This is a genomic window from Microcoleus sp. OTE_8_concoct_300, assembly GCF_031383065.1.
GTDB lineage: Bacteria > Cyanobacteriota > Cyanobacteriia > Cyanobacteriales > Microcoleaceae > Microcoleus.
This window is the reverse complement of the sequence record NZ_JANMZH010000764.1, coordinates 1-13,981: the sequence shown is the minus strand read 5'-3', so window position 1 is coordinate 13,981 and position 13,981 is coordinate 1. Positions and strand designations below refer to the sequence as shown.

Annotated in this window: 11 protein-coding genes; 4 read left to right on the top strand and 7 right to left on the bottom strand. The window is 46.7% G+C overall.

Features of this window, described 5'->3' with window-relative positions; translation table 11 throughout:
- Nucleotides 1–286 precede the first annotated feature (286 nt).
- The 5 genes from ACUVJL_RS34110 to ACUVJL_RS34090 all read right to left on the bottom strand — a co-directional run bounded on the left by ACUVJL_RS34110 (nt 287) and on the right by ACUVJL_RS34090 (nt 5,840).
- Complete coding sequence (locus ACUVJL_RS34110; RefSeq protein ID WP_445249880.1) at nt 287–2,062, bottom strand: NACHT C-terminal helical domain 2-containing protein; 1,776 nt, start codon at nt 2,060–2,062, stop codon at nt 287–289.
- 564 nt (nt 2,063–2,626) lie between these two features.
- Complete coding sequence (locus ACUVJL_RS34105) at nt 2,627–3,319, bottom strand: hypothetical protein (protein WP_445249879.1); 693 nt, start codon at nt 3,317–3,319, stop codon at nt 2,627–2,629.
- A gap of 151 nt (nt 3,320–3,470) precedes the next feature.
- The gene (locus ACUVJL_RS34100; protein WP_445249878.1) at nt 3,471–4,142 is read right to left on the bottom strand and encodes a hypothetical protein; all 672 of its coding nucleotides are present in this window, start codon (nt 4,140–4,142) and stop codon (nt 3,471–3,473) included.
- Between the two features lie 38 nt (nt 4,143–4,180).
- Nucleotides 4,181–4,963, bottom strand: coding sequence for a PP2C family serine/threonine-protein phosphatase (locus tag ACUVJL_RS34095; RefSeq protein ID WP_445249877.1), 783 nt, complete (start codon nt 4,961–4,963; stop codon nt 4,181–4,183).
- Between the two features lie 214 nt (nt 4,964–5,177).
- Nucleotides 5,178–5,840: a VWA domain-containing protein gene (locus ACUVJL_RS34090; RefSeq protein ID WP_332953856.1), complete on the bottom strand. Its 663-nt coding sequence runs from the start codon at nt 5,838–5,840 to the stop codon at nt 5,178–5,180.
- A 244-nt stretch (nt 5,841–6,084) separates the two neighbouring features.
- Here ACUVJL_RS34090 and ACUVJL_RS34085 point away from each other — a divergent pair, with 244 nt between their 5' ends.
- The gene (locus ACUVJL_RS34085) at nt 6,085–6,687 is read left to right on the top strand and encodes a Uma2 family endonuclease (protein ID WP_445249876.1); all 603 of its coding nucleotides are present in this window, start codon (nt 6,085–6,087) and stop codon (nt 6,685–6,687) included.
- A 56-nt stretch (nt 6,688–6,743) separates the two neighbouring features.
- The gene (locus ACUVJL_RS34080) at nt 6,744–6,983 is read left to right on the top strand and encodes a DUF6737 family protein (RefSeq protein ID WP_445249875.1); all 240 of its coding nucleotides are present in this window, start codon (nt 6,744–6,746) and stop codon (nt 6,981–6,983) included.
- Nucleotides 6,984–7,084: 101 nt separating this feature from the next.
- Here ACUVJL_RS34080 and carB read toward each other — a convergent pair whose 3' ends face one another.
- Together carB and ACUVJL_RS34070 are read right to left on the bottom strand one after the other, a co-directional pair.
- A complete protein-coding gene (gene carB / locus ACUVJL_RS34075; protein ID WP_445249881.1) occupies nt 7,085–10,396 on the bottom strand; it encodes a carbamoyl-phosphate synthase large subunit in 3,312 nt (1,103 codons plus the stop codon).
- A 728-nt stretch (nt 10,397–11,124) separates the two neighbouring features.
- Nucleotides 11,125–11,406 (bottom strand): hypothetical protein, encoded by a 282-nt coding sequence (locus ACUVJL_RS34070; RefSeq protein WP_445249874.1) that lies wholly within the window; start codon nt 11,404–11,406, stop codon nt 11,125–11,127.
- 684 nt (nt 11,407–12,090) lie between these two features.
- Between ACUVJL_RS34070 and ACUVJL_RS34065 the strand changes: the two genes are divergently transcribed.
- Both ACUVJL_RS34065 and mltA read left to right on the top strand, forming a co-directional pair.
- Entirely contained in the window at nt 12,091–12,348 is a 258-nt protein-coding gene (locus ACUVJL_RS34065; protein ID WP_332953866.1) for a hypothetical protein, read from the top strand.
- Nucleotides 12,341–13,564, top strand: a complete 1,224-nt coding sequence (mltA, locus tag ACUVJL_RS34060) for a murein transglycosylase A (RefSeq protein ID WP_445249873.1) — start codon at nt 12,341–12,343, stop codon at nt 13,562–13,564. The genes ACUVJL_RS34065 and mltA overlap by 8 nt, the downstream gene beginning before the upstream one ends.
- The last annotated feature ends 417 nt before the right edge of the window (nt 13,565–13,981 follow it).

The following is a 13,981-nucleotide window of genomic DNA, read 5'->3' as shown; positions in this document are numbered from 1 at the left end:
CCCGCCCGTCCTGTTTCTTTTGGTGTGATGGGCGTCCCCGCCCGTCCTGTTTCTGTTGGTGGGATGGGCGTCCCGCCCGTCCTGTTTCTGTTGGTGGGATGGGCGTCCCGCCCGTCCTGTTTCTGTTGGTGGGATGGGCGTCCCGCCCGTCCCTCCATTAGTGGGATGTGCGTCCCGCCCGTCCTGTTTCTGTTGGTGGGATGGGCGTCCCGCCCGTCCCTCCATTAGTGGGATGTGCGTCCCGCCCGTCCCTCCATTAGTGGGATGTGCGTCCCGCCCGTCCGCACTATCCAAATGAGATGTGAACCAGCTTCAAATCCACCGACAATAACAACATTTTATCCTCAATTTTTTGTCTGACCGCCGGTGTCACCTGACAATTATCGCTGTTGAGGCATTCCACCAGCAAGTTTTGGGCATAGTAATATTGTTTCAGCAAAGTTTTCTGTTGGGGACGAAAGTCTCGATTGTACCCGATCGCAGTTTTGAATTTTGCCAGCCAACAGCCACCGAATTCTTTGCGCCACTTTTTCCAGTTTTGCAAATCAGGCATCTGAGTCTGAAATTGTGCCAGCAGTTGTTTAAGTTCTGGTTCAACATCCAGCGCCAAGATAGCCACCAAGATACCCACCACATCATTATCAAAAGCCAATTTCAGAGACTCGTTAACATCCGCCAATTCTACATTTTTTCCAGCCTTTGCCAAACAATTCCGCAACTTGCGAACTTTCGATCTATCAAACTTCAGACTCGGATCGAGGACGCGAGTCAAAGCCAAATCGAGGACGCAAACTAAGGCAACATAAAAAGCGCGAATTTCCGCCGGTTTGAAATTCCTTTGCACTAACTGAGACTTGTGATTTGCCCAGATTAGCAACTGCTGCAAGGTTTCATCTTTAGCAGCCATACAGTCTAATTTTTCTTGCATCAGCAGCAAAAGTTCATCAGCAGGTTGCAAAATGCTGACAACTCTCACAAATTCATTTTTCCACTTTTTGTCTGTAATCCGGCTGACCAATTCTGGTAGCGATTCAGGGTTAGCACTGTCAATCAGATATTCTGGTTGAGTGTGGGTTTCCTCTAGCAGTTCGTCAACTGCGCTTTTAATAAAGTTATCCACCAACCAGTCGCGGGTACGGGAAAAATTGCTCTCCAATTCCAGATAATGACTGCCTAATTTTGCCTTAAAGTCTTTGGGAAAAATCTTTTTAGCCACTAACATATTTTTCCAGCGAGTTAGCTGGCTGGCGTTGCGTTCGGGAAAGCGGTTGTACAAATAGTCGATCGCGATCGCATCTAGAATATCTGCACCCAGCATTTCCCGCCGTTTTACCTCATTTTCCGGCCCTATTAGCCGCCGCTGAGTTAGATCCAGGTGCTGGCTAACAGTTGCTTCAATCAAGTGCTGAATCAGCCAGTTTCCCCCACGAAAAAAATCGCGATCGTACTCCAAGTATATCGCGCCAAACAAAGCCTCAAAAGTCTCCGAAACCAATCTATTGTACTCGCTTTCCTCGGTTTCTTTCAGATTCCAGACGCGCCAACCGAGTTCGTTTAATTTCAAATTTTGTACAAATTCCGCAAGTTTTTTCGGGCCTGCTAAACGAGCTTTTAAGGTTGAGATAGCATCTGGAGCGAGTTCTGGATATTCGCGGTACAGGTAATCGGTAACAACAGCACCCAAAATCGCTCCGCCTAAGAGTGACAGCCGTTTGTACTTAACCTCTTGCCAAGCGGGAGACTCCTCGGGGCGGTCCGAGTAATCGCTGGTATAGTAACGGCAATTCAAGGCGATTTCCAGCAGTTTTGTCTGCTGAAAGCTGGAAATGTCGATCGCTGCTTTGACTGCTTCAATATCTACCTTTTTAATTTTTATTAGCTCTAATTCTTCTTCACATTTTCCCCACTTTTCCAACCAATCACCGCCAGCATCTTCAACATACAAATCCACAAAATCTACCCCGTAATTCATCCATTCATCCTGCATTACTCGGGCGGCTTCCAGTTCTTCCCTGACTTTTTGCAAATTATTTTCAACGGTGCTTGTACCTTGTACTGTCATAGTATTTGATTTTGATGTAATTTGATTTTATTTCCAACAATTTCACCGCGATTAAATCAAATCTCCATTCAATTTAGAGCTAATTGCTAGTTATTTGACAAGATTGATTGCTGTGGTAAATCTTTCCGTTGCTTAGCCAGGACTTCCTCCGCACCTGTTGCCCTTCATCGTGCCAACAATCGCCTAAAAACCTTTGTATCTCTCGTTTATAGCCGAGTCTTGATCTCCCTAAATCCCCCTGATAGTCGGGAAACTTTAAGCAGACTCCTGTCTCCCCTTTTAGAATGGGGGCTAGGGGGGATCGAGGGCCTAATACTCAAACAGCCGACCGATACTAAGTTTGACATTAAATTGACACCTATGCCTGTTGCCCCCGCCTGGCAGACCCCGGACGGAACCAGAAAAGGGGAGGAAGAATCTTGCGATCGCCTTCCCTTGTGCGGGAAGCTGTCTGGGCTAATTTTTTGGTCTTCTCGAGAATTGTGCAATATGTGAGTTAGTCAAAATTTCTTTTTCACCGAGTTGGGAGCAGTCGAACTATTCTCAGCAGCATACCTGCTTGATTTACGGGAACTTGAGGTAACGACCTGCAGGCAAATTATCACTATTATATAATGCAATGTTAACTAACTGATTCAGGAAATTTGCATCGTTTCTATCATAACTTAAAAATAATCCTCTGTCAATCCCCCAACCTTGAAGAGTTTGTTGCCAATTTTGATATTTTTGTTCAGAGAACTCATCCGAAAGAGTAGTCACTTGAATGCAGAGGGGCTGCTGTTGGCGGTTGCTAACGATCGAATCGGTTGCCATAGAAAGATCAGCAACATATCGATACAAAACAGTGCCTTGGCGATCGACAATTCGGGCGGCGATCGCTCGAATGACGAGATCATCAGCCGGATCAAATTTACCAGCTTTCAATTTTTGTTTCCAAATGTAAAATTTGCGATCGTTTTCGCTCAGCCATTTAGGAAATAGATAGCTGTACCAATACCTTTCCCCCGGAGTCATTAACTCAAACGCGGCTTGCTGTTCTCTTTCCGAAGGTAGAGATTGAATGGCCAGCCAAACCTGAGAATCTCGGATAAGCTGCAGCAAAAAAGCCATCACAAATTTTTTAGCAGTTAGCGAACCGGGTTTAACATCTTTCACCCAGCGATTGATTTCATCCAATCTTCTCGCTAAACTCGGATCTATTAGATCTGCGTCGCTAATTAGGGAGTTGAGCTTATCCTTAATCTCTTGTGCTTGCAAATGACGACCTACTGTACAAATTAAAGCAGAATTGTAGACACCTCGATTTTATTATAGAACCGCGCCAAATTTTCACCGCTTGCGAGACAGCGCTAACAATTTTTGTGGGGTAGGTATCCTGACAGCCCTTGACTTGATTTTTAGGAGATGTCTATTGAATAGTTGCTGCCGATTCCCGCAGGCGCAGGTACAATAAAACCAAATAAACATTCATCAACGCTCCGGCTAAAAATCCGAGTAGATTACCCACAAGCTTAGATACTAGCAAATTTCCCGTCGAACTGATTAATATGACAATCAAAAGTATTGGCACAAAAGCCACACAAACTATCAGAAAATACGAGCGAAATACTAACCACCAGCGCCCTTTAGTTAATTCCCAACTGCTGCTAAGACTGTCGATAACTGAATAGTTATCAATGACGGTAGCGTACAAGGAAAATATTAAGCGATATGACACATAAAGCCCGGGAATTATTAGTGCGATGCAGCCAGCGAATACCAGCAGTAAACACATAATATAAACCCCAATGAGTGGCAGCAATCTTCTGTTTGCTTGATTGAAAGCTTGACCAACAGTTACTTGATTTCGAGTCAAACTTCGGTAAGTGTAGAAAATCATGGCTCCCGACAACAAAGGAAGTACCACTAACCAGTAGATAAGATTGAAAGGAACACCTGCTGAACCTAGCTTGTCAAAACTATTGAACGCGGCAAATATCAAACTGGGAGAGTTGATTATCAACAGGGGAGCGTATAGAGGCCCCGTAGTAGCAAATGTTTCTCGCAACAAGCTTCGGGCACTAATTGGTTGAGCTGTCATAATTTTTTATCCGCTTTTTGTAAGTGGAGTTGAACAGACTAGACATGGCTCGAAAAAGTTGCTAACAATAATGTTAAGTCATCATCGGTGCGTTCGGAAACGCGGGGCGATCGCAAAAATGACTCTAATTGCTGTTTCGCATCTTCTTCTTCTTTCCACTCGCCAGAAAACCGAAACAAAGGCGCAAAAAACGGCCCGTGCGGTGTGCCTTCTGGGATTTTGAGAGCTAGCATTTGCAAGCCGTCGGAAAAAACGGCCAAGTGCCGGAGTTTTTCCCGAAGTACATGAAATTGCGCTGTTTCTATCGCATTCGGCGAAATCAAAAAAATGGTTTCGTTGATGTATTCGCCGCAGGGAGGTACAGTCAGGGCGATCGCATTTCCTGCACTATCACCTGCTACCGCCGCACCGTCGCCGATTTGAGCAACTGCGATTAATTCTGGCGTAGCAACAACAGCAATTAAAGTGCAGGCTAAATCTCTCGCAGCCACTTCCCGCACTGCCGCTTCTGCTTCCACCTGCGCCCGCGCGACTTGCAGTGATGCTGTCAAAAATACCTGCCATTCGTCGTCATTTTGAGGCAGCCTTTCCCGTTGCTGGCAAATCGTTTCGACAACCGCTTCCACAGCAATTTTCGCCCCTACTTCTGCGAGTGCTGCCGAGCCCGCGCCGTCGGCAACTGCTGCAGCTAAAACACCGTTCGGCAACAGGCGCCAGCAGTGAGCATCTTGACAGGGCTGCGATCGTTTTTCGTGGCTCGTACCTATCACCGATGCCGCTACAACTTGCCAATTAGTCAATAGTCCAGAGTCATTAGTCATTGGTCATTAGTTATTATTTAGTGGTTGTTAATCATCATAAGGAAGAGGCGATCGAGATGGAGTAATTCAATCAGGAAATATCAAAAAATCCTGAGTTTGTTTATATGATTTACTAATCATTAGTCTGCATTCATTGCTTTAGAGTCACTTTTGCAGAGTGTCTTGCTAATGACTAATGACTGCTGACTAATGACTAACTACCAATGACTAATGACTAAACTGTTCCCCATCCGGGCGGCGGCAGTGCTACTTGTTCGTCAATTTTTGAGTGAGAAACTCTCTGCATACTAGCCGACAGCCAGATGAACATCTCTCTAAAGTCTAATCCTCTCAATTTTACAGGCGTGCGCTCGACAATTTGCGCGAGACGAGTGATATTAGCACCTTCCACTCCGACTGCAAAAAATGCCACGCGCTTATTAGTTTCTTCCTCTTTAATCCGCTGTGCTGCTATTTCCACAACATCGTCTGATTCGCCTTGAGGTTCGCCATCGGTAATCATAAATACCCACGGGCGGTAGTAGGTAATGCCGTTGTTGCGGTATTCGGATTTACGGGCGGCAATGGTGTCTAGCGCTAGCTGAATGCCTGCGCCCATGTGGGTTTGTCCTTGAGCTGTCAGCAGTGGCGTCTCGAACTGGTCGGCGGTCACGAAGTCTTGCACGACTTTGATATGATTGTCAAATGAAATAATCGCCACTTCGACTCGCTTTTTAGCTAGTTCGTCTTTAATTAGGTCATTCCTAAAGATTTCCAGCCCCTCATTCAAGGCATCTATGGGTGCGCCTTGCATGGAGCCGGAGGTGTCCAGCAGGAGGACGCAGGGACAGCGCGGCTCTGGGTTTTCGGCAAATTCTACGGCTTCGTCTAGTCTCATGGTTCGGGGTTGACCTGGGAGTGGCTCGATTTCTAGGTTTGTTACTTTACTCTATCAAGTCTGTAACAAATTTAAGTGCAAATTGCTAGGGCGATCGCATTTTACCATTTACGTGAATCGATTTGAGATTTTTGATTGTATATTTTAGATTTGAGAATTGGATGTCGGCCGTCAAAAAAATTAATTTCTTCCGACCTGTGGTAATATAGACTAATAGTATTACTGCAAAATAGGGATAAATCTTATGATTGCAACAGTCACACAGAAATTAACCTTTGACCAATTCCTTGTAGAATGTCCAGAAGATGGACGCTATGAACTGGTAAATGGAGAAATTGTAGAGATGAATTCCACAAGAAATCATGATGATGTTGCTAATTTCCTGTTATTTGGCTTCAATGATGAAATCCGGCGACTAAGTTTTAATTATGTAGTCAACAATACCGCCGTTATCAGAACTGTAACTAAAGCCGGAATCGAACAAGGGCGGAGACCGGATGTCAGCGTAATCGATCGCGATTTGTGGCGCTCGAACCGTTCTGCTTATTCTGCCTTACGGGAACCAATCCAACTGGCAGTGGAAGTAACATCAACAAATTGGGAGGACGATTATATAGACAAATTGGACGAGTATCGGCGTTTGGGAATTAGAGAATATTGGATAGTCGATTACTTAGCAATTGGTAGTAGGGAATTCCTGGGAAATCCCAAAGTTCCAACTATATTTGTTCACCTTTTGGATGCAGAGGGCAACTATCAAAGAAGCGCGTTTAAAGGCAGTGAACGAATTGTATCGCGGACTTTTCCAGAATTAACGCTGACAGCAGAAGAGGTGATGAATGTTTAAATTCGGTTAATCCAGCTAGCCAGATTATTATCTATAAAAAATCACTGAAAATAAATATGAAATCTGTTTCGGAAAAAAAAGCTATTAGTCCTTGGAATTACAAACCGTGGTGGTGTCAGCCTTGGTCTATTCTTTTGACAGGCACGAGTCTGATTTCGGGTAGTTGGTTTTTGTTAAAAACTGTTTGGATAACTGTTTTAGTCGCGATTCCTTTATTGGCTTGGATGGGGTTTTTCTTGTTGGTTTGGCCGAGGTTGATGCTGTCGAGCGGGGTTTTGGATGCCGATGCAGATTAGGTTGTGGTGGTGCGCACCCTACGTTTGGGCGGTGCGCGGTGCGCACCCTACGTTGTGGGTAAGGTGCGCACTGCACACCCTAAGTTTGGGTGTTGCGCGCTCTAGGTTTGCGGGTAATAGTCTTGAATTGCTTTTACTTCCATCGGGTGGGATTTGAGCGATCGAATTCCCGCTGCAGTCGCTTTGGCACCGGCTATTGTCGTAATAATCGGGATTTTGTAAGTCAAAGCTGTGCGGCGGATAAAGATTCCGTCGGCTCGGGATTCTTCGCCCGAAGGTGTGGTGATAATTAGTTGAATTTTTTCATTCTTGATCGAATCCAACAAATTCGGCCGCCCTTCGTGCAGTTTCAATTCCAAATCTACCTCTAAACCTTGCTCTCGCAAAACTTTGCGTGTCCCGTGGGTTGCGACTACTTTGAAACCCAATTCTAAGAATTCCTTGATAACTGGTACAACTGCTAGTTTGTCCCGATCGCGCATTGAAACCAGAACGGTTCCCGACAGCGGCATCAGTTGTCCGGCGCCGAGTTGAGCTTTGGCAAATGCTTTGCCAAAATCGGTGTCAATTCCCATTACTTCGCCAGTCGATCGCATTTCTGGCCCTAACAAGGTATCAGCGCCCGGGAACTTAGCAAAGGGCAATACTGCTTCTTTTACCGAAACATGAGTGGGTATAATCTCTTCAGTAAAACCCAAAGCTTTTAGAGTTTTGCCGGACATGACTCGTGACGCGATTTTTGCTAAGGGAACTCCGATCGCCTTGGACACGAAAGGTACTGTCCGAGAAGCGCGCGGGTTAGCTTCCAAAATGAAAACTTCTTCCCCTTGAACAGCAAATTGAATGTTCATCAACCCGATCACTTTCAGAGATTTTGCTAAATCTACAGTCCAGCGGCGGATTGTTTCTAAAGCGGAGGCAGAAAGCGTTTGGTAAGGGATAGAACAAGCAGAGTCGCCGGAGTGGATTCCCGCTTCCTCGATGTGTTCCATAATACCGCCGATGGTCACATTCCCAGTAACATCGGCGATCGCATCTACATCCACCTCGATCGCATTCTCCAAAAACTTATCAATTAAAATCGGATGCTCAGGTTCTACCAGGACGGCATAGGTCATGTAACGTTCCAATTCCGTATCGGAATAAACAATTTCCATTGCTCGCCCGCCCAACACGTAACTCGGTCGCACCACCACCGGATAACCGATCCGTTGAGCTACTATTAAAGCATCCTCAAAACTGCGCGCCAACCCGTTAACAGCTTGCTGAATATCCAACTCCCGTAGAATCTTTTCAAATCGCTCCCTGTCTTCAGCAGTATCAATGGAATCCGGCGAAGTTCCCCAGATTTTTGTTTGTACATCGGGGTGATTTTCCAGGGCTTTTTGTAAAGGAAGCGCCAATTTTAGCGGCGTTTGTCCGCCAAACTGAATGATTATGCCCTCGGGATTTTCGGCTTCGATGATGTTGAGAACATCTTCTTTTGTCAGCGGTTCAAAATACAGGCGATCGCTCGTATCGTAATCTGTCGAAACCGTCTCCGGGTTCGAGTTGACCATAATTGTCTCAAACCCGTCTTCTCCTAGGGAATAGGAAGCGTGACAGCAGCAGTAATCAAACTCAATTCCCTGTCCGATCCGGTTCGGCCCGCCGCCTAAAATCATCACCTTTGGCTTGCTAGAAGGCAAAACTTCCGACTCCGGCGCGAGACTGTGGCTTACAGGTGAAACCTTCTTTTCTTCATCGCCCAAGTCCCAAATTGCCGCTCCCACTTCGTAGGTGGAATAATAATACGGTGTAAACGCTTCAAATTCAGCCGCACAGGTATCGACTGTTTTGTAAATCGGCACTACGCCTAACTGTTTGCGGTAAGCGCGGACTTGATCTTCCGATGTTTTGGTGGCGTAAGCAATTTGGCGATCGCTAAATCCCAACTGCTTTACTTCAAACATCGTGTCTTTTGTCAAGTCTTGCAACCTGGTTCGTTTTAAGAACTTCTCAGTTTCCAGCAATTCCTGCATTTTATCCAAAAACCAAGGGTCAATTGCTGTGAACTCAAAGATATCTTCCACCGACATTCCCATCATCATCGCGTGGCGGACTGTAAAAATGCGATCGGGATTTGGCGTCCGCAATCCGGCGCGAATTTGTTCCAAACTCGGCAACTTTTCCGGTTTATCGCACCCGAAACCCGCGCGGCCAGTTTCTAATCCCCGCAGCGCTTTTTGGAAAGATTCATTGAAGCTGCGCCCGATCGCCATTACCTCGCCAACTGACTTCATTTGCGTTGTCAGAGTCGGTTCGGAACCGGGGAACTTTTCAAAGGCAAATCGGGGAATCTTCGTCACCACGTAGTCAATTGTCGGCTCAAAAGACGCCGGAGTTTTCTTGGTGATATCGTTGGAAATTTCGTCTAGGCTGTAACCTACCGCTAATTTTGCCGCCATTTTTGCAATGGGGAAACCAGTTGCTTTCGAGGCCAAGGCGGAGGAACGGGAAACCCGAGGGTTCATTTCAATAACGATAAAATCTCCGTTGACTGGATTGACAGCAAATTGAATGTTGGAACCGCCGGTTTCAACTCCGATTTCGCGGATAATTTTAATCGAAGCATCCCGCAGGCGCTGATATTCTTTGTCTGTGAGAGTTTGCGCCGGGGCGACGGTGATAGAATCGCCGGTGTGAACGCCCATCGGGTCGAGATTCTCGATCGAACAAATAATCACCACATTATCTGCCAAATCCCGCATCACTTCCAGTTCGTACTCTTTCCAACCAATCAAAGATTGTTCGATCAAAATTTGCGATACCGGACTGGCGTCTATCCCGCCTTGTGCCATTTCTTCAAACTCTTCTTGATTGTAAGAAATGCCGCCTCCCGTCCCACCCATTGTAAAAGCAGGACGAATAATTAACGGATAACTGCCGATTTGGTGGCCAATTGCTTTGGCTTCGTCGAGAGTGTTGGCAATTCCAGAAGGGCAAACGGCGACGCCAATTCGCGCCATCGCTTCCTTAAATAATAGCCTGTCTTCTGCCATTTCAATTGCTGGCAACTTAGCGCCAATCAACTCGACGTTGTACTTTTCTAAGACGCCATTTTTAGCGACTGCCACTGCTAAATTTAGCGCCGTTTGACCGCCCATAGTCGGTAAAATTGCTTGAGGTCTTTCTTTAGCGATGATTTGTTCGAGGATGGCCGGCGTTAGAGGTTCGATGTAAATGCGATCGGCAGTTTCCGGATCGGTCATAATCGTTGCAGGGTTGGAATTCACCAACACTACTTCAAAGCCTTCTTCTCGCAAAGCTTTGCAAGCTTGTGTCCCTGAATAGTCAAATTCGCACGCTTGACCGATAACAATTGGGCCGGAACCAATGAGAAGAATCTTTTTTAAGTCTTGGCGACGGGGCATAGGTTCGTATTTGGTAATTGGACAAGGTTGAGGATTAATTTGATATTTTGCATCACTCTTAGAAATAGGCTTTTTGAGCTGTTCCACCAAGAGCTTACTCAAAATAGTGCCAGTTTTGTTGTTAATTTGAAATTGTGCACCATTATCAGCATTTTGGAAGCAGAACCTCGCAACACCGGCCCACAGACACCCCCAGCTAACCAAAAATAGTGATGAGAAAAGGGTGCAGTCGATCGGTAAATCCAGACTATTTTAAGTGTTGCGGTCAAATCGTGTTCTAAAATACACAATCCGTGTATTCCGCCCCATCAATCATTGTAGAGACTTAGGCCAAGGCGTGTCCTAGCTGTGGGGAACCGCTAAAATTAACCGGGTTGGATGATGAAATTTCCCGTAGAACGGGGGAGGGCCCGACGCCATCGCCCTCCCAGGATGTGACAATAGACCTCTTGCAAAAATCCTTTTGATCAATTGATGGGACGGGCTCTTCGGCCCATCCCACAAGAGTTATTTTTTCTTGTGGGACGGGCTCTTCGGCCCATCCTATTTATTTTTGCAAGAGGTCTAATCAGATATCCAGCCATCTAGACGCGGCGATGGAGGACACGGTCGGGCCCCGTGTCCCTACCGTATTTATCCTATTTTTAGGCTTTGCGCGATCGGCGAATGAGTACACTAGACCTCTTGCAAAAATAACTAGGACGGGCAAGATGCCCATCCCACAAGAATTATTTTTTCTTGTGGGATGGGCCGAAGAGCCCGTCCAATAAATTTATGAAAAGGACTTTTGCAAGAGGTCTACTTATCACTTGTCCCGGCTTTGCACCTCGCTGCGGCGGGCTCCAATCCCCGACTTGGGCAAATCCCAGCCGGTACAAGGTGTGGATGGTTTCTAACACGGCGGCGCGGGAACCGACAACCGTTATCCGCACGACTTCCTGTTCCGATACTGCTGAGGCGTCATTTGGACGCGCGGAAAAGTTATCGTCAGGCACGAATTCCTGTGACATAATATGGTCTCCTGGTTTTTGGTTTTCTAGGAAAACCCAAAAACCCAGCCGCCCCGCACTTTAACACAGAGCAGGGCGGCTACAGAGAATGTTAAAATTCTCAATTAGCCTCCATACTGGTACTTTCAGTTTGGCGGTTAGCTGTCCATTGCTGTTCGAGCAGCTTTGGGCAGTGCAACTAGGTTTTTGAGCGACGCGGGCTGCTTCCTCTTTGAGGAAAGCAGCCTTATTTTCACAGCGTAGCCGCAGATGGGGGCCGCCGTCAATCGATTTTAGATTTTAGATTTTAGATTTTAGATTGAGATTTTCACCCTCCCCCGTCTCCCCCGTCTCCCCCTCTCCCACTCTCCCACTCTCCGCCTCTCCCCCTCCCCCTCTGGCTCAACCCAACCTACTAGATGACGGAATGCGCCGAGGAAGATGTAAAATATGGAATCGTTCCAAAAGCTTAAAATCAAAAATCAAAAATAGAGATAAGCTGTTGCGCATCTAATTTGACAGTCAGTTTTTCTACAATTCTTGTGGGACGGGCATCCTGCCCGTCTCTGTATTCAATTTAGATGCGTAGCAGCTTATGCCTAGAACTCAAGTGCAAATATTCCGTGCACCTGCTGCTTGAGGGCGACCACATCAATTTTAGATTTGAGATTTTAGATCGTCCTCCAACAACTCTCCCCATCTCCTATGCCTAGAACACCAAGCGAATATTCGGTACACCTGCTGCTTGATGGCGGCCATCGCGAAGAAGTACGTTTCGCAACGCTGGCAGATTTTCAAAAGTGGTACAGCAGTACGCTAGTGCCGAAACAAGATTCAAGAGAATTTCTTAACGTCCCGATCAAAAATATTCAAGGCGAATACATGGTAGTTCGGCCTACCAGCGTGATCGCAATTCGCGTAGAACCGATATTTACTTCTAGCGTCGAACGATACGATGAATAAGGAAAATAATCAATTGAGTAGGGAAGATTGGAAATTGAGCAAGATTTTTCGCTATCAGCTATTAGCGATCGCCTGTTGCGTTTTGGCGATCGCTTTTTCGGTGCCCGCCATTGCAGCCCGGCCGCTGGAACCAATTAGTCTAAATCAATTGCAAGCTGGCGAGTCGGAGAATCTCGCCTTTGACGCTCAAATCTGGGGCGAAAATGGCAAACCGGGCGATCGCCAATTGCTGTTAAACTCGATCGACAACAGCCTCCGCTATCTCGATACATCGGCCGCCGCCACTGCTTACAGCCGCTATCCAGTAGCAGAAGTTACGCGCGATCGAGTTCGGCGTTCCCTCGATCGATTCCGCCAATTAGTTGTCAGTTCCACCACCCCAGCACAACTTCAGGAATCTGTCAAGCGCGAGTTTGTATTTTACAAATCCACGGGCAAAGACGGCAAAGGAACAGTAGCATTTACCGGTTATTTCGAGCCGACTTATGCAGCATCTCGCACGCCTAATTCCGAATACCGTTATCCCCTGTACCGGATGCCGCCAAACATGGCATCTTGGCCGAAACCTCACCCGACAAGATTAGATTTGGAAGGGGCAGATGCTTTGCAGGCAAGCAAAGGATTGCTGCGAGGATTAGAATTAGTTTGGTTGCGCGATCGATTCCAAGCATTTCTCGTGCACGTCCAAGGTTCTGCGAGATTGCAGCTAACAGATGGCGGCGTCATGACAGTCGGTTTCGCCGGCAAAACCAGTCACAGTTATACAGGAGTCGGGCGAGAATTAGTTAAAGACGGAAAGTTTACTTTAGAAGAGTTAAATTTGCCGAAACTAACGGAATATTTCACCAAATTTCCCGCAGATATGGACAAGTATTTGCCGAAAAATGAAAGCTTTGTATTCTTCCGGGAAACCAACGGAGCACTGCCCACGGGCAGCATTGGAGTGCCAGTAACTGCCGAAAGGTCGATCGCCACGGACAAAGCCTTAATGCCCCCCGGCGCACTAGCATTAATTAGTACAAAACTCCCTTATCCGAATGCGGCGGGACAACTCGAACAAAATGCCGTGAATCGGTACGTTTTGGATCAGGATACTGGCGGTGCAATCAAAGGTGCGGGGAGAGTTGACGTATTTATGGGAACGGGGAATCTAGCGGGCAATAGGGCCGGTTATATCAACTCAACTGGAGAACTGTATTATCCGCTTTTAAAGTAGATTAATGATTGTTCGCTGTGCGTCGCAATCCCGGACACGGCAGTGCCGTGTCCCTACAGATATCGCCGACAATATATATGTAATCCTACTTTTGATAATTGCTATAGCCTTTCTCAGTAACATGAGGTGCTCTGGCGGGCATAGGCCTCCGTGGGCATAGGCCTCCGTGGGCATAGGGCATAGGACTTGCCCCCATACCTCGCCACGCTTGAGAACCGCTATATAAAATAGAAAATACCCCACCCTCAAAACCGCACAAATGCTAAACAAAATTCTGCAATTCTTCAAACGACTATTTCAGCGAATATTCGGATACCCAACCCCACCCACCCCACCGCCGGCAAATACCGCCATCCGCCCCACCCTAACTGACGCGGAATACGAGTCGAAATTCATGGAAATCCTGGAAGGGGTGAA